Source organism: Porcincola intestinalis (assembly GCF_009696445.1).
GTDB classification, from domain to species: domain Bacteria; phylum Bacillota; class Clostridia; order Lachnospirales; family Lachnospiraceae; genus Porcincola; species Porcincola intestinalis.
Map to the genome: position 1 here is coordinate 78,162 of NZ_VULZ01000007.1, position 20,292 is coordinate 98,453.

The following is a 20,292-nucleotide window of genomic DNA, read 5'->3' on the forward strand; positions in this document are numbered from 1 at the left end:
TGCCTGTCAGGCCTTTCCCTCTGCCTGCCTTTCCTTCTTCCGGAAGATGATCAGCTTCGAGAACACATAGTTCAGGATTACGACCAGGATGCTGACTGCCACCTTGGCGAGCATCCCCTTGACCCCGAACAGCTTCTGATTCAGCCCGGCCTTCACCAGAAGCGGAACGCCGGCTATCTCAATGACGCCGGTCACAAGCCGTGCCGAAACAAACAGGACTGCTTCCCGAAGGATAAACCCGATTTTCCAGCTATAGGAGTGAAAGACCCAGACTTTGTTGGTTAGGTAGGCGAAAATGACCGCGCAGATCCACGACAAGATGTTTGAAACCGTAATGCCCATCCCAAGGTTTCTGGCGAACAGTGCGTAGGTTCCCCAGCTCACAACCGTCGTGAGTCCCCCCATCAAAAGGTAACGGATGATCTCTCCGAAATCCATCCTGCCTGAGGCCTCGCTGCGCCCGTTATCAGCCGCTGTCTGTTTCTCTTCCCACATTGTCCCGCACCTCTTATCGTCTTCCGCTTCTCTCGCTTTTCTTCACCTGCATCTGCTCTGAACGGCTTACTATCTCTCGCCGGTTTTCCTGGGCCCTCACCATATCTTGCTCAACAGATGCTCCCATGCTTCCAGGCTGGCTACGGCTGCAGAGAGTATACCACAGGATCATCCTGCCGGCATCTGCCTGCCGGCATCTGCCTGTCTGCCTGCGGTGGGAATCTCTGTCCGCTTTTTTCAGGCAGGCTCTATCGGTGCCAGGACATAAAGAACCGCATCCCGCCGTGCAGTTGGGAAACAGCAGTCCGTTCAGGATAAGGACCGCCCGAATCGACAGCCTGATTACAGGCCCTGAATACTGCCGATCCCAAGGGATCGGCAAGCCGCCTGAAGCTGCTCTTCAAACTGCGGGTAGAACTCCTTCTCTGTGTCAAAACCGGCCAGATAGCACTTTTCCAGAATCTGCATGCAGACAATCTTCCGAAGATGATCCTGCGCAGCATCCGTGCACCCTGAAGCAGTCCCTTGCGTCTGCACGGCGCCTGTGCTTCCGGCAGCTGTCCCCTGCATCTGTGCTGTTCCCGCGCTTCCTTCCCCGGCTCCGCAGCACGCCTGCGCTGCTTTCAGGAAGGCGTGCCAGGTTCTGCAGTATGCCTCGTACCGCGAAAGATCGGGAATACCCAGCCATTTTTTCACCTTCACCTTGCTGCCGGTGCAGTGCGTGCACTCTCCGGTCTGCAGGATGTAGGAGAAGTCCCCGTCCTCCCAGCAGCGCCCGAGCGGGTAAAGCCTGCAGATTCCCGGGCGATACGCGTGGATCTCACATCTTCCATCTGCCCCAAGATAGGGGCACACGCCGTCCGCCATGGCCAGTACCGGCTGGATCAGCCCGTCGATCACCTCAAGCCTGACTGTCACATTCAGAAGCCTCTCGAGGCCACAGCCTGTAGCCTTCTTCAGCTGATAGATATCCCATGGATCCAGTACGATCAGCGCGTCCATCCGGCAGCAGTCACAGCAGCCCAGACAGCCATTTGTCCCGATCTTCACCAGGTCATCCGCCCTGTACCGCCTTCCGTCCGAAATCTCCTCAATCGACTGTTCACGCCTCATCCGGCACCTCCATCAGCTTTGAGAAAATCGGAAGGGCATTGTACAGATACCGGGTTGTCCCGTGGCTTCCGTGGTGCACCTCGCCTTCCCCGATTTCAAAAACAACGTTGGCGGCCGTCCTGTCGTCCCCGAAGGAAAAGAATTCCGGATGATTCTTCTCATCCCGCACCTGTGCCTCCACGACATCCAGCGCGAAATCCTCCGACCCGACACAGGAATACAGGAAAAAATCGTCCTTCGTGTATCCCTGTGCGGCGACCGCATTCATGATATACTGCGCGCCGAAGTCGGCCATCGTTCCGCTCTCCTGTGCGTCCGGTCCCCAGTACAGGGAGCCGCTCATCCCCAGAAATGAATGAAAATAGTCCAGACAGTCACAGAGACGATAGTATGTGGTGACGCTCCCCATCGAAAATCCTCCGAACGCTCTCTGCCACCTGGATGCCCTCAGGCCGGCCTCATCGACCGTCTCCGCACAGGTGCTGTAGTGGCTCTCCACCTGAGGAAGCACGTCCCGGCGCAGCTCGTCCACAAACCCTTTGGTATATTCCGCGTCCCAGTCAGCCTCCCGCTTCTGTCCCTGCTTCGGATAGTAGGTCAGCCCCACGAAGATCATCGGCCTGATCTCCCCGAGTGCAATCATGTTGTCGACAACATATTTCAGCTCCTTCGGCTGAAGCGAGGAACCGAAAAACCGCTCGGCGCTTCCGCCCGCTCCATGCATAAGGTAAAATATCGGATACTTTTCCGCGGGATCATATCCGTATGGAAGGTATACCTCCGCATACTTGCGGATCTTCTTCTCTGCCCTTCCGTAAAGGCCGTACGTGTTGGTCGTATACCAGAATTTTTCGATCGTGCCGCTTTCGGCAGGCTCATAGGTATATGACGCCGGCACCTCATCCATCGACAGCCCTGCCTCCGCAAGGCCTCCATCCTTCTGCGTGGACTGCGTCCTGACCATCACGCTGGATCTGATGCTGCGGGCAGCTGCCACCTTCGGCGCCTGGGCATGGAGGAAGCTCTTTCTTCTCAGAAACAGCAAAAAAAGAACCGCCACAGCAAAAAGGCCCAGAAGCAGGCCGCACCGAATATGCTTCCTGCTCCTGAGTCTTGCCTTCTGTCCGGGATGATTCGTTCTCTTCATGTCCATCTCCTTCGCCTGCGCAGACAGTCCATGCTGTTTTCCCTGACAGTCGAATATGTCAGCCTGCCTGCGGCCCGGCATACGCCGCCACGATACCGGCCAGGATCTTCACCTCATCGTCCATGTCCTCGGCTGTGATATGCTCAAACGGCCCGTGGAACCCATAGCCGCCCGTCCCGAGATTCGGGCAGGGAAGTCCGCGGAAGGAAAGCGCCGCGCCGTCCGTCCCGCCTCTCACCGGGGCACTGTCCGGCGTGATCCCAAGTGCTGAGATTGCCTTTCTCGCGTTCTCGACCAGATGCATGCAAGGGCGGATCTGCTCCTCCATGTTCCGGTACTGCTGCTGAATGGTGAGCTTTACGGTTCCCTCCCCGTACTTTTCATTGATCGTTTTCTCGATATGCCGCAGCAGATCCAGCCTTGCCTGGAAATGGCCCTCGCTGTGATCTCTCACCAGATAGGACACCTCTGCCTTCTCCACCGTCCCGCTGATGCTCTCCAGGTGGAAGAAACCCTCGCGTCCTTCCGTCAGGCGCGGGATGTCCGCCGCCGGGAGCATCGCGTTGATCTCACAGGCGACAAGCCCTGCATTGATCATCAGATTCTTTGCGCTTCCTGTGTGGACCGAAACCCCGCGGATCTCGAACTGTGCGCCTGCCGCGTTGAAGTTTTCATAGGTGATCTCGGAGGTCGCCCCGCCATCCACCGTGTAGGCGTAGTCCGCACCGAACTGTTTCAGATCGAACAGACGCGCTTCCGAGCCAATCTCTTCATCCGGCGTAAATGCAACCGAGAGCGGCCCGTGCGGAAGCTTCTGATCTCTCAGCGTTTCCACCAGCGTCAGAATCTCCGCGATCCCGGCCTTGTCATCCGCCCCGAGCAGGGTCGTCCCGTCGGTCGTGATCAGGGTCTTCCCCTTCATCTGAGTCAGCTCCGGGAAGTCCGCCGGATCCAGCACCTTGCCGTCCCCGAGCGCAACCGCCTTCCCGTCATAGTGTTCATGGATCTGCGGCCTGACATCCTTTCCGGAAGCATCCGGTGCGGTATCCATGTGTGCGATGAACCCCAGCTTTGTCCGGTTCTCAAGTCCGGGCGTCGCCGGAATATGACCCGTCACATAGCCATTTCCATCCAGGCTGGCATCCCCGATGCCAAGACTCCTCATCTCCTCCACCAGGATTCTGGCCAGATCCAGCTCCCGCTCCGCACTCGGCGAGCAGGCTTCATTCTCCGGGTCGCTGGTTGTCCAGACCTTCGCGTACCGGAGCAGTCTCTCATATGCTCTCATCAGTCAATCCCCTTCTCAGGCCTTCAGGAACGCCATGTATGCATTTCTCGCCTCAAAGATATCTGCCTTGCTTGTGACTTCCATCGGCGCGTGCATGTTGAGCACAGCGACACCGGCATCGACCACATTCATCGCATATGCCGCGGAGATGTAGGCGATGGTTCCGCCGCCTCCCACATCCACTTTGCCAAGCTCTGCCGTCTGGAAAGCAACGTCCGCATCATCCATGACCTTTCGCACCCATCCGAAGTACTCGGCATTGGCATCGTTGGAGCCGGACTTTCCGCGTGCCCCCGTATACTTGTTGTACACAATTCCCTTGCCGAAGTAAGCGGAATTCTTCTTCTCGTAGGCCGAACCATAGAGCGGATCATATGCCGCGGAGACATCGCTCGAAAGCATCCTGCATGCGGAGAGGCATCTACGAAGCTTCAGCTCACTGTACTGCCCGCACCTGTCCATCAGCTCCGCTGTTGCATTCTCGAAGAAATGAGAGTGTGCGCCTGTCGCGCCGACCGAGCCGATTTCCTCCTTGTCCGTCAGCAGGCAGCAGCTCGTATACTCCGGATTCTCGCTGCGCAGGATCGCGTCCAGCGAGGTGAAGGCGCAGACGCGGTCATCCTGCCCGTATGCAGCGACCATGCTGCGGTCAAGACCAAGGTCTCTTGCCGGACCTGCCGGCACAATCTCCAGCTCTGCGGAGAGGAAATCCTCTTCCTCCATCCCATACTTGTCTTTCAGGATATTGAGAATCTGCTGCTTTACCAGATCTTTTGTTTCTTTCTTTCCGCCGTCTGCATCTTCCTTCTGTCTGCCTTCGGTAAGCGGCTTCGATCCGACCAGGACATCCAGATTCTCGCCCTCGATGGCCTCCGCAAGTGTCTTCCCCATCTGGTCCTTTGAAAGATGGATCAGAAGGTCGCTGACACAGAATACCGGGTCTGACGCATCCTCCCCGACATTCACCTTCACGACACTGCCGTCCTTCTTCGCGACGACGCCGTGAATCGCCAGCGGAATGGTTGTCCACTGGTACTTCTTAATGCCGCCGTAGTAGTGGGTGTCAAGAAATGCCAGCTCCGTATCCTCGTAGAGCGGGTGCTGCTTGAGGTCAAGCCTCGGCGAATCGATGTGCGCGCCAAGGATCCGCATCCCTTCCTCGAGCGGCTTTCTTCCTATTACATAGAGGACCACTGTCTTCTTCATCCAGACCGCATAAACCTTATCCCCTGCCTTCAGCGTTTCACCGTTTTCAACAATCTTCCTGAGATCGCGGAAACCTGCACGCTCCGCACGGGAAACTGCCTCCGCGGCGAACTCCCGCTCCGTCTTGCAGCGGGAAAGCGTATCCTTATAATCCTCGCAGAGCCTGCCGAGGCTCTCAAGCTGCTGTGCTGTATATGTTTTCCATCTGTTCTCCCGTTCCATTCTCTGTTCCTCCTTCTGTCATGCAAACCGCCGTATCAGCTGCCTGTTCCTTTCTCCTACTTCTGGAATCGGCTGTCTGGCACAATCTCCTGCGCCGTCTGTCAGTCCCGCGGATTTCTGTAATCGGTCACGACCTCCGTGACCTCATCCACGTACGGCCAGATGCTCTCGACCTTCGTCTGCCCCGTCAGATAGATCTCCATCCCGTCCTGTGCCTGATCCAGCAGGGCTGTCAGATCCTCCTGTTTGAGAGCGCCGATGTTGAACAGCCCCAGCACCTCGTCCAGAATCAGGACATCGCATTCCCCTGTTGAAACCACCTTCTTTGCAAAGCTGTAACCCGTCCGGAAATGAATCAGTTCCTCATCCTTCTCCTGCTCCGTGAGCTCACTGAACGGCTTTGCAAACTTGTCAAATGAAAAAAGCTTGATCTCCGGCTCCAGTTTCTTCAAAAAGTCCAGGCCTGCAGCCTCTTTTCCCTTCATAAACTGGATCACAAACACCCGTCTTCCCGAGCAGGCCGCCTTGACCGCCTGTCCGATCGCAGCGGAAGACTTCCCGCTGCCCTCTCCACAATAGATGTGGACATAACTCTTTCCCATGCCTCAAACCCTCTCCGATTCAGACCTGCAGCCGCACTGCCGCAGTGCCTCTGCGGAATGCTCCGCAGCCGTAAATCGCCCTGAAACGATAAAAGAAATCCATCTTCCGGCATCGATATATATACACTAGAAGCCCTGCAAATGCAAGGTTTCCCGGTTTCACTTGCATTCGGAAGTTTTTATGATAGAATATCTGCGGTATTTTTGTCAGGAATGTTGAATGTACGCAGCTTTGATCACAGCCGCGCAGGGAAGGAAGCTTTATGGTAAGAGAAGATGTGAGAAATGTTGCCATCATCGCGCACGTTGACCACGGTAAAACAACGCTGGTCGACTGCCTGCTGAGGCAGAGCGGTGTGTTCCGCGCAAACCAGGAGGTCGTTGACCGTGTCATGGACTCCAACGCGATCGAGCGTGAGCGCGGCATCACCATTTTGTCCAAGAACACAGCCGTCACCTACAAGAACACGAAGATCAACATTGTGGATACCCCAGGTCACGCGGACTTCGGAGGTGAGGTGGAACGTGTCCTGAAGATGGTCGACGGTGTCATTCTTCTCGTAGATGCTTTCGAGGGCCCGATGCCGCAGACGCGCTTTGTGACCGAGAAGGCGCTCGCCCTTGACCTGCCGTTTGTCATCTGCGTCAACAAAATCGACCGCCCGGGCGCCCGTCCGGATGAGGTCGTCGACGAGACGCTCGAGCTTCTGATGGATCTGAATGCCTCCGACAAGCAGCTGGATTCCCCGTTCGTTTTCGCCTCCGCAAGGGAAGGCTTTGCGGTAAAGGATCTGAACGACGAGCACAAAAACATGGCTCCGCTGTTCGACACCATCCTGGAGCACATCCCGGCGCCGGAGGGCGATCCGGAAGGCCCGCTCCAGATGCTCATATCCACAATCGACTACAATGAATATGTCGGAAGAATCGGCATCGGAAAGATCAGCCGGGGTACCATCCGCGTCAACCAGGATGCTCTTTTAGTCAACCATCACGACAAGGACAAGCACGAAAAGGTCCGCATCACAAAGCTCTATGAGTTTGATGGCCTGAAGAAGGTTGACGTGCCGCAGGCTTCAATGGGTTCCATCGTCGCGCTTTCCGGAATTGAGGACCTGCATATCGGAGACACCGTCTGCGATCTCGGTACCCCGGACGCGATTCCGTTCCAGAAGATCGAGGATCCGACCATCTCCATGAACTTCTGTGTCAACGACAGTCCATTTGCCGGCCAGGAGGGCAAGTTTGTCACCTCCCGTCATCTCAGAGACCGTCTGTACCGTGAGCTGAACACAGATGTCTCACTCCGCGTCGAGGATACCGACAACACCGATACCTTCAAAGTTTCCGGCAGAGGTGAGCTTCACCTGTCCGTCCTGATTGAGACGATGCGCCGCGAGGGTTATGAATTCGCAGTCTCCAAAGCGGAGGTCATCTACAAGACGGACGAGCGCGGCAGAAAGCTCGAACCGATGGAGATTGCCTACGTAGACGTTCCGGATGAGTTTTCCGGTACGGTCATCCAGAAGCTGTCCCTCCGGAAGGGCGAGCTTCAGGGGATGGGCAAGACTTCGGACGGAAGAACCCGCCTGGAGTTTGAGATTCCGTCGCGCGGCCTGATCGGTTTCAGGAACGATTTCATGACCGACACCAAGGGCACTGGGATCATCAACACCATTTTCGACGGTTACTCACCTTACAAGGGAGACCTGTCCTACCGTCCGCAGGGCTCGCTGATCTCATTCGAGACCGGGGTCGCGGTTGCCTATGGTCTGTTCAACGCTCAGGACCGCGGAATCCTCTTTGTAAAGCCGGGTGACAAGGTGTACTCCGGCATGGTCATCGGAGAATCCAGCAAGCCGGAGGATGTGGAGCTGAATGTCTGCAAGACCAAGCACCTGACCAACACCCGCTCTTCCGGAGCTGACGAAGCCCTGAAGCTCGTTCCGCACAAGGAGCTGTCGCTGGAGCAGGCCATCGAGTACATCGATACCGATGAGCTTCTGGAAGTCACACCGAAGTCCATCCGGATCCGGAAAAAGATCCTCGACCCGCTTCTGAGAAAGAGAGCAAACATTGCCCGCACGCAGAGAGCGCAGGCTGAGGCAAACCGCTGAATCATACATCTGAACAGCAAAACAGCCGCACGATTTTTAACCGTGCGGCCTTTTTCTTCTTTAATCTCATGTTCTATATCCGGTGAACATCTTCCCCCCGAATACTCCTGTACCGCAAGTGCTCCCAGACTACGCGCAGGCAAGGCAGAAAGAAAAAGGGCGGCGCACAAAACATGCACCGCCCACGGGTATTCTCAGTATCCTGTTACTTTGCCTGCCTGCTCACAGATTCACGTGATTCCGGAGCATTCTCAGACACATTCGGGAAATCTTCCCAAGAATGATTTACTGCTTGTCCTCGCCGTAGATATGCTCAACCATCTGATGCATCACAGCTGCAGAAGCCTTCAGCTTTCCGAGCTCCTCATCTGTCAGCGGAAGGATGATCTTCTTCTCAACACCGTTCGGGCCGACCAGGCAGGATACGGAAACGCAGACATCTCTCAGGCCATACTCGCCATGCATCATCGTGGAGATGGTCGTGACAGAATTCTCGGAGGAAAGGATCATGCGGCAAAGCTTGACGACGGAGACAGCGATCGCATAGAAGGTTGCTCCCTTGTCTGCGATGATGACGCCGCCGGACTTGCGGACGGTATCAATGATGCGGTCCGGATCAAATTCTGCATCCTTGTTTTTTGCATAGGTCTTGTAATACTCAGCGACCGGAACACCAGCCACATGTGCAACAGACCACGGAACGAAGGAAGAATCGCCGTGCTCGCCGAAGACATAAGCGTGAACGTTCTTGGAGGAAACGCCGCACTCATCCGCAATCAGATGTCTCAGTCTCGCAGAGTCAAGCTGTGTGCCGGATCCGATGATCTGGCTCTCCGGAATTCCGGACTCCTTCATGAACACATAGGTCAGGATATCGACAGGGTTGGAAACGATGATGTACTTCGCATACGGACATACAGGAGCAATCTTACCCGCAATATCACGCATGATGCTGACGTTCGTCTTTGCGAGATCCAGTCTGGTCATTCCCGGCTTTCTTCCCATGCCGGACGTGATGATGACGATGTTGGACCCCTTCGCATCTGCGTAGTCACCTGAAGTGACGCTGATCGGATCACGGAATGCAGTGGACTGCACAATATCAAGTGCCTCGCCGTTTGCCTTTTTCTCGTTGATGTCGATCAGAAGAATTTCTGTCGCGAGTGTTTCAAGTGAAAGTGTGTAAGCGATTGTTGCTCCTACGGAGCCTGCTCCGATAATTGTAATTTTGGTTGCCATATTCGTTCCCTTCCTGAATTGTCTATGTGACTTTCCAACTCTAACAGAGAAATCATGTATGAATCTTCATACATCTCACGCATCATAGCATGATGTGAAAATATTGTCAATGAAGCTACTGGATGTGTTCCGCCAGTACATTCGCCTGGCTCTCGATGTGCCTCTGAAGCTCCTGAGCGGCGCGGTCCTCGTCGTGTGTCTCAAGCGCGCTTATGATGTTTCTGTGCGCCTGCACCAGGATCGGGTAAGTCTCAGGATCCTTCAGATTCTCCAGCCTGTACCGGTATAGCTCCTCCCGCAGCTGCGTCAGGGACTGGGTCAGACGGCGGTTATGCGCCGCCTCTGTGATCCGCTCATGGAACTGAACATCCAGCCGGGCAGATGTCTGCATGTCGTTTTTCTCAAGGGACAGCTCGAATTCCTGCTCCAGCTTTCTCAGCGTCTGGATCGTCAGCTCGTCCATGTTGCGGCATGCCTTGCGGACCGCAAGCTCTTCCAGTGCCTCCCGGACCTCCAGCGCATCTCTCAGATCGGACTCCTTGATCGGTTCGACTATGGTTCCCCGCCGCACGCTCATCCGCACGAGCCCTTCCATGCTTAAAAGCCGCATCGCCTCCCGCACGGGCGTTCTGCTCACCCCCAGGACACTGCTGAGCTGAAGCTCCATCAGCCTTGTCCCCGGCGGAAGCGTGCCTTCCAGGATGGCATCGCGAAGTGTATGGAAAACCACATCCCTGAGCGGGAGCGAATCATCTGCTTCCAGTTTCAGTTTGTCAATCGCCGCTTCAGTCATATATCTCCGTTCTCCTGTTATAGGGTCTTGTGAGGCAGACAAACGATGCATCTGTCCCCCGTGCAAGAGCATCCCTTGCCGCTTCTGCCTTCCTGTCGTCATCATAGATACCGAATACACTCGGACCGCTTCCGCTCATCATGGACACCAGGGCCCCCTGCTGCTGCATAAACGACTTGATTCTGGAAATGACCGGGTACCGGACCTCCGTCACGGATTCCAGAACATTGCCGCAGAGGCTGCAGACTCCTGCCAGATCACGATTCTGCGCCGCCTGTACCTGGGCATCCGTATCCGGGTGCCGGATATCGGCTGTCATATGAAGCGCCTCGAAGACAGCCTTCGTGGATACATGGATATCCGGCTTCGCAATCAGGATCCTGCAGTCCGGGAGCGCCGGAAGCGGGGTCAGGATTTCGCCAATTCCCTCCGCAAGCGCCGTCCCGCGCATCACGCAGAAGGGGATATCCGCACCGAGACGCTTCCCCATCTCCCTGAGCTTCTCCTGCGGGAGTCTCAGTCCGAACAGCAGATTCATCGCAACCAGAACGGCTGCCGCATCCGAGCTTCCGCCGGCAAGACCGGCAGCGACCGGGATGTGTTTTTCAAGATTGATGAAGACGCCGTCCCGGATCCCGCACTCCTCCATTACAAGTGCTGCCGCCCGGGCGGCCAGATTCGTCTGATCCGCCGGCAGATAGCGGAGATTCGTTTTCATGCGGACCCCCGGTGCCCGCGTCGGGCTCACCGTCACCTGGTCGCTGAGCCTGACAGACTGCATCACCATTCGAAGATCATGATACCCGTCCGGCCTTGTCCCGACGACATCCAGGCTGAGGTTAATCTTCGCCATCGTCCTGAGATTGATCCGTCTCATTCTTCCCCCGTTTCCATATCCAAAGCTGCCCGTCAGAAGGACCGCAGGCTGTCGCCTGACTCATCGTTTGTCTTGTCGATCTTCCGGATCTCGACCTCGTAGGAATAGCCGTCATTCCCCCGTACCGTCACCACATCTCCGACCTTATGGCGCAGAAGCGCCTTTCCGAGCGGTGACTCGATCGTAATCTGGTTCTCCAGGAGATTCCCCCGCATCGATGTCACGATCCGGTAGGTTTCCTCCTCCTCCATGTCCCTGTCATAGACCGTCACCGAGTTGTTCACCCCGACCTCGTCTGCGGCGCTCTGGTCAGATATGACAATCGCGGTCTTCAGAACATTCTCAAGGTACCGGATGCGGGATTCATTTTCCCCCCTGAACTTTTTGGCCGCGTAGTACTCAAAATTCTCGCTGCGGTCTCCCTGCGCCGCAGCCTCGGCGATTTCCTTCGCCGCCTGATGCCTGACGACAACCTTGCGATGCTCCAGCTCCTTCTGAATCTTCTCCACATCGCCTTTTGTCAGTTTTTCTCTTCGCATTGCACTGATTTCCTCACTATTACCTGAAGATCAGCCCTGTCTTGTACTGAATTCTATACATGGGCTGTCTGGACGTATTGTAACACCGATTCCCTGTATATGGAAAGAAAAGAAATCATCAGAGCGTATCCAGCGGCAGACTTCTCCACGAAACAGCTCCGTTCTCCCCATGCACAAGAATATTTGTGTGGGTGAATCCGCAGGCCATTGCCTGCTTCACAGCCTTGTCAAAAGCCCCGTTCAGCAGCTCCGCCTGATGTGCGTCTGAGTTAATCAGGATCTCCCCGCCCATGTCATGAAGCGCCCGCAGGAAAAATGAATTTGGATAGAACTCCTTTTTCAGTCCTCTGTTGACCGCGCCGCAGTTGATTTCAAACGGCACGCCCTCCTCCACCAGACAGGCCATCGCTTCAAGCGCCGACCCGGTATACCTTGGATCTGTCTCATCCAGCACGTGCATCTGATCGTTGAACTTTGTGATCAGATCAAAATGTCCGATGAAGGTACAGTGCAGCCGGTCGTATACCTGCGCTTCCGTCTCATAGTAGCACCTTGCCAGCTGATAATAATCGCCGCTGAAATATCTGTCCGCCAGGAGCTGGAGATCCTCCGGGGAGGCATCCACCGACAGCGGGCGCTCTTTCCGCGACTGCTCCTGGATGTCTCCCGGCTCGCAGACACCTTCCCCCGAACGCTGCGGGCATGCGCCTTCATACCCCCGGTTGCATGCCACGTCCGGGAAGTGAGTGGAGCCGATCGTATATTCCACCTGCCGTGCGTACACTGGGTTGTAAACCGTATCCAGCTCGATCCCCATCAGGATGTCGATTTTCCCTCTGTACTGCTCCTGCAGGGCATGAATCCGGTTTCTGTAAAGATCCATGTCCATATGATCGTCCGGGTCCATATGGCCGGAGAAGCCGAGCTGTGTAAACCCCAGCGAAGCAGCCCGCTGCGCCATATCCTCCGGTGTGCTGCTGCCATCGCACAATGTGGTGTGTGTATGAAAATTTGCCCTGAGCATATTGTTCCTCCTGAAGTCGATGAAAAACCGCCGGACACCGTAAATTCCTCCCCGGTGAAGGAGGCCGCCGGCGAACTTTTGACACTGTAAACATCAAAATATCCGTCTCTGTAAAGGTACTACGCTTGCAGCAGATATGATATCATCTTTACAAAAATCATGCCGCCATATAAAGGCGGAAGAATGGAGATCAGACTATCATGAGGCTTCGAAATATACCCGGCGCACGCGAGGAAATCGCAGCGGACCGCTACGTGATTCCGGAAGACCTGCAGCCCGCCCTGAAAGGGAACTGGGTGGGGCGTTTTGGAACAAATCCCCGCCCGCTTTATATCGAAATCGGAATGGGAAAAGGAAAGTTTCTGACCAGCCTTGCGCAGCAGAACCCGGATATCAACTACATCGGGATTGAGAAATACTCCTCCGTCCTCGTCCGTGCCGTTCGTCTTCGAGAAGCGCTGGAAGCGCAGGGCACCGTCCTGGACAACCTGCTCTACCTGCGGATGGATGCAGAGAAACTAACCGACGTCTTCGCCCCGGCAGAGGTCGGAAGGATCTATCTGAATTTCTCAGATCCATGGCCGAAGGATCGTCACGCAAAAAGGCGGCTTCCCGGAAGAACCTTTCTCAGGCGGTACAGGCAGATTCTCGTCCCGGACGGACAGTTGGAGTTCAAGACGGACAACCGGGCGCTCTTTAACTTTGCGCTCAGTGAGGCAGAGGAGGAAGGCTGGCGGATCGATCTGTGCACGTATGATCTCCATGCGGATCCCCGTCTCTGTGCAGGAAACGTCATGACAGAATATGAGGAACGCTTTTCCGCCCAGGGGAATCCGATCTGCAAGATGGTCAGCCGCCCGCCGGCTGATGAGCACTGAGCGCCGAATTGTTGTCAGATAATTACTGTAAATTGTGTCTGGCCACATTTCCGTTCGTTTTCAGAAAATGACCTTTCACATTGAAACTGCACAAAATCAAGCCTCCTGAGGCACGGCCATCCGGCCATCGGAAATTGTTTTCCACCCCGTTTATCCACACCTCAGCGAGGAGAAAAGAGCGGAAAAGTCGAGTTATACACGAACTTATCCACATTATCCACATACTATTCCTCTCATCGGCAGGATTCAGGTGTTTTGTTCAATCTGATAAATCGAAGCATTTCCGTCTTTTTTGTCCGAAAACCATTGACAAATGAATGTACAATCATTTGTAGGAATTCAGGCAATATTTCTTTCAATACAAACAACTTATACCCAATCACCGCAGAGAAGGCAGGCATGACAAGCCAAAAGGTGCACGTGTGTCAGCCTTCAGCGGCAGCAATTGACTGCAAAGGAACGACCGAATGAGAACAATTGATCACTGGAATTACGCAAAGCGGATGGTTCGTCCGCTGCACATCTCGAAAACAGAGAAGCTGGCCTTCTGCATCGGGTGTGTGATGCCTGACTACAACAAATTCTCCTACATGGGGCACCACATAAACGACTGGTCATACGGGCACAGCTATGCAGTCAGGCGGAAGGAAATTGTTTCCTTTTTCGGGAAGGCTTACAGGGACAGCTGGCTCTGGTGGTATACCGCCGGGCTTCGGTTTCACTACCTTGGAGATTCCTTCTCAAGGCCTCACAACCCGGCTTTTCACTACGGCAGCAAAGATCATGTCAAGTATGAATGGAGGCTTCATCATCTGACTGAAAAAATTCTCAGGACGCGGCCCTTTGGTCCGGCGGCTGTAACCGGAAGCTTCGGCCAGTGGCTGAGCATGCGTCATCAGGCATATATGCGAAACAGCAAGGGCATCACAGATGATGCCTACTATATTGACAGCACCCTGATGGGTGCCTGGAACTGGGTCAGAGAGAATGTGCTGCCAGCAAGCGCAGCGGTTGTCTGTTCATAATAGAGGGGGGGGAGGATGACTCGACTTATCTATGCATAATAAAAACACCAACTCCAGAGCGAACGCTCGTAGAATCGGTGCTTTCCAATGCGCCTTCAGGGGCTCGAACCCTGGACACCCTGATTAAGAGTCAGGTGCTCTACCAACTGAGCTAAAAGCGCTTATTCTTTTCTGTGGTTCGGTGTTTTCTCTTCCGAAGCACAAAAAGAATTATATGCCTCAATCCGGAATAATGCAAGGGGTGTTCTGTTCAACTTTATTATGATATTTCTTTTGTTGTCTGATATTATTTTCTGATCTATCTATTTTGACGATCTTCTATCCGAACGGCGCCCTTGCCCCCCCCAGAAGGTTTCATCTTCCAATGCTGCGCATCCTTTCAATTTTACCAGAGGCGCCCTTTGCCCGGTATCGAGCAGGCCAGATTGACGCTGCCCTGCTCGATTCTGCGGCTCCGCCGTCATCTCGTGCTCTGCACCCGATGAAAAGCGGTCGCCTGCATAAAAAAGGATCCCCACGATTGTGAGAATCCTTTCTCCAGTATTCAAACTGTCTGCTTTACCATGCCCTGACTGCGCATACCGGATTTCGGTAGCTGATCGAGGAGATGGTGATACCCGTTCTTTCATTCGATGCGTGGCAGACCTGCCCGTTTCCGATATAGATCGTGACATGTCCGATTCCGCCGCCGTTGTCATAGAAGAGCAGGTCGCCCGGCTGGATGTCTGAAAGCGATACCTGCGTTCCGCATCCGGACTGAGCTGCCGCGTTGTGCGGAAGGCTGATGCCAAAGTGGCTGAAGACTGCCATCGTAAACCCGGAGCAGTCAGCACCGCCTGTCAGGCTTGCACCGCCGTACACATACGGATTGCCGACAAACTGTGTTGCATATGCCGCGATCTGGGCTCCCAGAGAAGAAGTCTGCTGTGCTTCTGTCTCCGGTGCGGAGGTCTCAGCAGTCGTCTCCGGTGCGGAGGTTTCCGGCGCTGTTGTCTCGGCGGTTGTCTCCGGTGCGGAGGTCTCGGCTGTGGTCTCCTGCGTCTGAGACGATGCACTTCCGCTTCCGATGGCATTCAGGTATGCCTGATAGGCAGCAATTGCCGCATCCGCCTTTGCCTGCGCATCTGCCTCATCCGTCGGATGGTTGGCTGCGTCCTGTGCCTGCAGATACGCCTGGTAGAGGGCATCTGCATCAGTACCAACCGAGGTAACCGCTGTCTCAGCCGGCTGGCTGGAGGTATCCGTACTCTGCTCTGTGCTCTGGATTGCCTGGCTGCCTGTCGTCTGGGAAGTCCCGTCTGAAACGCCAAGTGACTGGAGGTATGCCTGATATGCGCTGACCGCCGCATCTGCTTTCTGCTTTGCGTCTTCCTCACTGACCGGGTGCATTGCCGCATCCTGTGCTGCAAGATACGCCTGGTAAAGAGCGTCCGACTCGGAAGTCGAGGCGGTGCTTGTATCCGTGTATGTCACATCCGAAGAGCTGTCGCCAGCTGAAGCAGACGAATCAGAAGAAGCGTCAGCCGGTGCTGTCTCGGAAGGCGTCGCTTCGTTTGAAACCGTCTCCGCTGCAGCCACTCCATCATCCGATGCCTGGCTGCCTGCTGCGGCTGCCTGTGCCTCGCTTTGTGCCGTACTCTCAGATTCCTCTGCCACGGTCATTCCGGAGCTGTATGCCGTACTGGCATAAACATAGTCTGCGGAAACCCATCCATAGGTGTCGTGGTCAATGCAAACCTTGAGCCAGTCGCCGTCATTCTGAACAACCTCAAGAGAATCGGACTGTGTCGCTGTCGCAACTACGTCTGAATCTGTACTCTTTTCAGCGCGAACATTCAGCACCTTCGCCCCAACCTCAGCAGTTGTATAGCCGGACGTTGCCGCGATCTGCTGTGCATCCGACCCGGTGGCAATATACTGTCCTGCCACATAGCCCTCAACATTGCCGGACTTGATTTTGTACCAGCCGTTCTCATCGACATCCTCGATCTGAACCGCATTCTTATTGTTCAGGACGCCGACAATCTCACCATCCGTATCTCCGGATGCGCGAACATTGATCTGTCCGTCGCAAAGAGCAAACCCTGTCGTTCCCACCATGCTCTTGTCGACTTCCGTCTGTGGAGCTGCCTCTGACTGGGCTGTCTCAGACTGGGTCTGAGCCTCGGTCTGAGTCGGTGCTTCCGTCTGCGGTGCCTCGGTCTGAGCTTCCGACTCTGTCTTCTTATGATTCTCTGCATCCGCCTGCGTCCCGACGCCTACCAGCGCCACATCTCCGCCGCCTGCATATACTGCTGCTCCTGTACCAGTGAAGGTAAGCCCTGCCGCCAGACAGAACGCGACTGCTTTTGCCATTGCCTTATTCATTGGCCATGCCCCCTTGATTTCCATATTCTTTCGAATTCTTTTCAAATATTACGGATATGTTACAAATCAACTGTGGCTATGTTAACATCTTCGAGGAGCAATGTCAAGATTTTAGAGGGCATTTTTTAACAATATTGTAACATTTAGATGTGGATCTGCCAATGCAGTACTCCTTGACCGCCAGACGCAGAAAGGGCCGGACGCTTTCGCACCCGGCCCTCCTTTAAATACTGTACACGGTACAGCGTTTTATTCTCTCACAGTCCGATCTTCCGGAACGCATCCTCAAACGGCGCTGTGCACAGCCCCTTTTCTGTAATCATTCCAGTAATCAGGGAGTGGTCTGTGACATCAAACGCCGGATTATACACATTCACGTTCTCCGGTGCCATCCGTTCCTGATACCACATCTCCGTGACCTCATCCGGATCACGCATCTCAATCGGAATCTGGCTGCCGGACGGTGTTTCCATATCAATCGTCGAGGACGGCGCGCAGACATAGAACGGTATGCCATAGTGCTTTGCAATGATGGCAAGCCCGGAGGTCCCGATCTTGTTCGCGAAATCACCGTTTCTCGCGACACGGTCACAGCCTACAAAGATGATGTCGATCAGCCCGGCTCTCATCAGGCTGGAGGCCATGTTGTCGCACTGGACAGTCGTGGTGATACCCGCCGACGCAACCTCGAACGATGTGAGCCTGGCCCCCTGAAGCAACGGTCTGGTCTCATCGCAGTAGACATGCATGTCTGTTCCTTTCCAGCCATGCTCCAGCGCAATGTACATCGGAGCAGTTGCCGTTCCATACTTGGCAGTCGCCAGCGTCCCGGCATTGCAGTGCGTCTCGATTCCCACCGGACGTCCTTCTTTTTTCAGATCCTTCAGCAGGCCGAACCCGATCTCACCGATATTCCGGCTGATCTGGACATCCTCTGCCTGAATTTTGTCAGCCTCATGGTAGAGGATCTCCTGAATCTCCGGAATGCTCTTCGTCCGGTTGTCCAGAAGGGTCTTCTCCATCCGGTTCAATGCCCAGAAAAGATTGACGGCTGTCGGCCTGGAGGAGGCAAGGTATTCCTTGTTGGCTTTGAATTCGCTGTAAAATGAGTCAAAATCCGCTGCCTGACTTCTGGAGGACAGGACAGCCATTCCGTATGCGGCGCTTACCCCGATCGCCGGCGCTCCACGGACTCTGAGTTTCTTGATGGCCTCCCAGATCTCTTCCTTCGTGCTGAGATTGATTCTTTTCACCGTCCCCGGCAGAAGTGTCTGGTCAATGATATCCAGGGCCTGCCTGTCCGGCGTTAGCCTGCCGGTCAGCACCTTGTCGAAAAATTTCTCTACACTTGCATTGTTCATGTTTTCTGGTCTCCTTATCTCTTCCATTCCTGTTCCGGTTCTGTATCCCCGATTGACGGCCGGCATGGAGCGCGCCTCTCGGCACCTGCAGCTGTGTTCATCCGGGCCGTATCCTGCTCCGGGCCGCACCGCGCACGCCGGATCCAGGTGTGAAACACACTTCCCGGCAGCCGTCCGGTCTTATATCTGCGGCATGCTTCGCTCGATTGAGGCGAACTTGGTATACTCCGGCAGCCATGCCAGCTCCACATCGCCCAGAGGACCGTTTCTCTGCTTGGCGATGATGCAGTCCGCAATCCCCTTCCGCTCGGTGTCCGGCTTATAGTAATCCTCCCTGTAGAGGAACATGACGACATCGGCGTCCTGCTCGATTGCTCCGGACTCACGGAGGTCGGAAAGCACCGGCCTGTGATCCGGCCTCTGCTCGACAGCACGGGAGAGCTGCGAGAGCGCGACGACCGGGACATTCAGCTCCCTTGCCAGCCCCTTGAGGGACCTTGAGATTTCTGAAATTTCCTGCTGTCTGGAATCGCTGCTGCGCTTCGATGAGCCGCTCATCAGCTGCAGGTAATCGATGATAATGATATCAAGTCCCTGTTCAAGCTTGTATCTCCGGCACTTGCTCCGCATCTCCGGAACCGTGATGCCGGGCGTGTCGTCAATGATTAGCCCGGACTTGCCGATCATATCCGCGCCGGCAATCAGACTGTCCCACTCGGTGCTTGCCAGATTTCCATTTCTCAGCTTCTGGGCATCAATGTTGGCCTCCTGCGCAAACAGGCGGCGGACAAGCTGCCCCTTCGACATCTCCAGACTGAAGATCGCGACATTCTTATGCTGTCGGATCGCCATATAATCCCCGATGTTCAGGGCAAAGGCTGTTTTCCCCATCGACGGTCTTGCGGCAATGAGGATCAGGTCAGACGGCTGGAAGCCGGAGGTCTTGAAATCCAGATCCGCGAAGCCTGTCGACAGTCCCGTCACACTGGAATTCTGCCGTGCCGCCGCGGAGATCTTTGAAATCTCCTCCATCACCACATCCTGGATCGGTACATAGTCCTGGCTTTCCTTCGTCTGGAGGACCCGGAACATCTTCTCCTCTGTCTCCGCCATCAGCGCCTGGACACTCTCCCGGTTCAGATAGCAGCTGTTCGTCAGAGATTCCATCGTCCGGATCATTGTCCGGAGCCTGGACTTGTCCGCCACGATCTTCGCATAGTATTCGATATTCGTCGAAGTCGGGACAGCTGTGACAAGCTGTGCCAGATAACTGTCCGTTGCGATGTTCTCCGGTGCGTCCATTTCCCTGAGTCTGTTCTGAATCGTCACGCTGTCGACCGGCTGGCCCTCATTATCCAGCGAAACGATGGCGGAAAACAGCAGACCGAAGGATTTCTGATAGAAATCGTCCGGACTCAGATACTTCTGTGCCACGGAGATGGCCTCAGGATCCATCATCATGGAACCGATGACCGATGATTCCGCCGCCTGGTCATGAGGAAGTATTCTTTTAATCAGTTCCTCATCCGGCATCAGAGCGCTTCCACCTTGACTTTCAGTTCCGCCTTCACCTGCGGATGAAGCTTGACATCGACAGCCATCTCGCCCGTGTTCTTGATCGGCGCATCAATCACGATCTTCCTGCGGTCGATCTCAATCCCGAGCTGCTCCTTCATCGCGTCCGCAATCTGTCCGTTCGAAATCGAACCGAACAGCTTTCCACCTTCCCCTGTCTTAACCTTGAGCAGCACTGCCTTCTCCTCGATCTCCTTCTTCAGCGCCTCTGCCTCCGCCAGGTTCTCAGCCGCAACCTTCTCGTCATTGGCTTTCTTCAGCTTCAGGGTATTGAGATTCGCGCTGGTCGCCTCCACACCCTGGTTTTTCCGGATCAGAACGTTTCTCGCATATGCGTCAGAGACCTCGACGATCTCCCCCTTTTTTCCAACCTTCTTCACGTCTTCCAGCAATATGATCTTCATAATTCTCCTCCATCTCTCTG

General features: G+C 55.1%; 18 protein-coding genes and 1 tRNA gene. 3 read left to right on the forward strand and 16 right to left on the reverse strand.

Annotation, left to right across the window (positions count from 1 at the left end; genetic code table 11):
- Nucleotides 1-6: 6 nt before the first annotated feature.
- The 6 genes from FYJ35_RS07865 to FYJ35_RS07890 form a co-directional block, all read right to left on the reverse strand.
- Nucleotides 7-495, reverse strand: a complete 489-nt coding sequence (locus FYJ35_RS07865) for a GtrA family protein (RefSeq protein ID WP_235906457.1) — start codon at nucleotides 493-495, stop codon at nucleotides 7-9.
- 342 nt (nucleotides 496-837) lie between these two features.
- Nucleotides 838-1,608 carry a YkgJ family cysteine cluster protein gene (locus FYJ35_RS07870; RefSeq protein WP_154525296.1) on the reverse strand — a complete coding sequence of 257 codons (771 nt, stop codon included), beginning with the start codon at nucleotides 1,606-1,608 and terminating at the stop codon, nucleotides 838-840.
- Entirely contained in the window at nucleotides 1,598-2,755 is a 1,158-nt protein-coding gene (locus tag FYJ35_RS07875; protein ID WP_205839770.1) for an alpha/beta hydrolase, read from the reverse strand. The genes FYJ35_RS07870 and FYJ35_RS07875 overlap by 11 nt, the downstream gene beginning before the upstream one ends.
- A gap of 58 nt (nucleotides 2,756-2,813) precedes the next feature.
- Nucleotides 2,814-4,043 carry a peptidase T gene (gene pepT, locus FYJ35_RS07880; protein ID WP_154525300.1) on the reverse strand — a complete coding sequence of 410 codons (1,230 nt, stop codon included), beginning with the start codon at nucleotides 4,041-4,043 and terminating at the stop codon, nucleotides 2,814-2,816.
- Nucleotides 4,044-4,058: 15 nt separating this feature from the next.
- Nucleotides 4,059-5,471 (reverse strand): aminopeptidase, encoded by a 1,413-nt coding sequence (locus FYJ35_RS07885; protein ID WP_154525302.1) that lies wholly within the window; start codon nucleotides 5,469-5,471, stop codon nucleotides 4,059-4,061.
- Between the two features lie 101 nt (nucleotides 5,472-5,572).
- Nucleotides 5,573-6,073, reverse strand: a complete 501-nt coding sequence (locus FYJ35_RS07890) for a cob(I)yrinic acid a,c-diamide adenosyltransferase (protein WP_154525304.1) — start codon at nucleotides 6,071-6,073, stop codon at nucleotides 5,573-5,575.
- A 263-nt stretch (nucleotides 6,074-6,336) separates the two neighbouring features.
- Here FYJ35_RS07890 and typA point away from each other — a divergent pair, with 263 nt between their 5' ends.
- Nucleotides 6,337-8,190, forward strand: a complete 1,854-nt coding sequence (typA, locus tag FYJ35_RS07895; RefSeq protein ID WP_154525306.1) for a translational GTPase TypA — start codon at nucleotides 6,337-6,339, stop codon at nucleotides 8,188-8,190.
- Between the two features lie 285 nt (nucleotides 8,191-8,475).
- On the opposite strand, the gene FYJ35_RS07900 is transcribed toward typA, so the two are convergent.
- The 5 genes from FYJ35_RS07900 to FYJ35_RS07920 all read right to left on the reverse strand — a co-directional run bounded on the left by FYJ35_RS07900 (nucleotide 8,476) and on the right by FYJ35_RS07920 (nucleotide 12,662).
- Complete coding sequence (locus FYJ35_RS07900) at nucleotides 8,476-9,429, reverse strand: L-lactate dehydrogenase (protein WP_154525308.1); 954 nt, start codon at nucleotides 9,427-9,429, stop codon at nucleotides 8,476-8,478.
- A 115-nt stretch (nucleotides 9,430-9,544) separates the two neighbouring features.
- Entirely contained in the window at nucleotides 9,545-10,222 is a 678-nt protein-coding gene (locus tag FYJ35_RS07905; RefSeq protein WP_154525310.1) for a GntR family transcriptional regulator, read from the reverse strand.
- A complete protein-coding gene (ispE, locus tag FYJ35_RS07910) occupies nucleotides 10,215-11,099 on the reverse strand; it encodes a 4-(cytidine 5'-diphospho)-2-C-methyl-D-erythritol kinase (protein WP_154525312.1) in 885 nt (294 codons plus the stop codon). Before ispE ends, FYJ35_RS07905 begins: the two co-directional genes overlap by 8 nt.
- Before the next feature lie 32 nt (nucleotides 11,100-11,131).
- A complete protein-coding gene (gene greA / locus FYJ35_RS07915; RefSeq protein ID WP_154525314.1) occupies nucleotides 11,132-11,638 on the reverse strand; it encodes a transcription elongation factor GreA in 507 nt (168 codons plus the stop codon).
- Between the two features lie 118 nt (nucleotides 11,639-11,756).
- Entirely contained in the window at nucleotides 11,757-12,662 is a 906-nt protein-coding gene (locus FYJ35_RS07920; RefSeq protein ID WP_154525316.1) for a PHP domain-containing protein, read from the reverse strand.
- A 200-nt stretch (nucleotides 12,663-12,862) separates the two neighbouring features.
- Between FYJ35_RS07920 and trmB the strand changes: the two genes are divergently transcribed.
- Both trmB and FYJ35_RS07930 read left to right on the forward strand, forming a co-directional pair.
- A complete protein-coding gene (gene trmB / locus FYJ35_RS07925) occupies nucleotides 12,863-13,540 on the forward strand; it encodes a tRNA (guanosine(46)-N7)-methyltransferase TrmB (protein ID WP_154525318.1) in 678 nt (225 codons plus the stop codon).
- 467 nt (nucleotides 13,541-14,007) lie between these two features.
- The gene (locus FYJ35_RS07930; protein WP_154525320.1) at nucleotides 14,008-14,565 is read left to right on the forward strand and encodes a zinc dependent phospholipase C family protein; all 558 of its coding nucleotides are present in this window, start codon (nucleotides 14,008-14,010) and stop codon (nucleotides 14,563-14,565) included.
- An 88-nt stretch (nucleotides 14,566-14,653) separates the two neighbouring features.
- On the opposite strand, the gene FYJ35_RS07935 is transcribed toward FYJ35_RS07930, so the two are convergent.
- The 5 genes from FYJ35_RS07935 to rplI form a co-directional block, all read right to left on the reverse strand.
- A tRNA-Lys gene (locus FYJ35_RS07935) sits at nucleotides 14,654-14,726 on the reverse strand.
- A gap of 397 nt (nucleotides 14,727-15,123) precedes the next feature.
- Nucleotides 15,124-16,932: an NlpC/P60 family protein gene (locus tag FYJ35_RS07940; RefSeq protein WP_205839771.1), complete on the reverse strand. Its 1,809-nt coding sequence runs from the start codon at nucleotides 16,930-16,932 to the stop codon at nucleotides 15,124-15,126.
- Nucleotides 16,933-17,189: 257 nt separating this feature from the next.
- Complete coding sequence (gene mtnA / locus FYJ35_RS07945) at nucleotides 17,190-18,293, reverse strand: S-methyl-5-thioribose-1-phosphate isomerase (protein WP_154525323.1); 1,104 nt, start codon at nucleotides 18,291-18,293, stop codon at nucleotides 17,190-17,192.
- Nucleotides 18,294-18,473: 180 nt separating this feature from the next.
- Nucleotides 18,474-19,826 carry a replicative DNA helicase gene (gene dnaB / locus FYJ35_RS07950; RefSeq protein WP_154525325.1) on the reverse strand — a complete coding sequence of 451 codons (1,353 nt, stop codon included), beginning with the start codon at nucleotides 19,824-19,826 and terminating at the stop codon, nucleotides 18,474-18,476.
- Nucleotides 19,826-20,272, reverse strand: coding sequence for a 50S ribosomal protein L9 (gene rplI, locus FYJ35_RS07955; protein ID WP_154525327.1), 447 nt, complete (start codon nucleotides 20,270-20,272; stop codon nucleotides 19,826-19,828). The genes dnaB and rplI overlap by 1 nt, the downstream gene beginning before the upstream one ends.
- Nucleotides 20,273-20,292 lie beyond the last annotated feature (20 nt).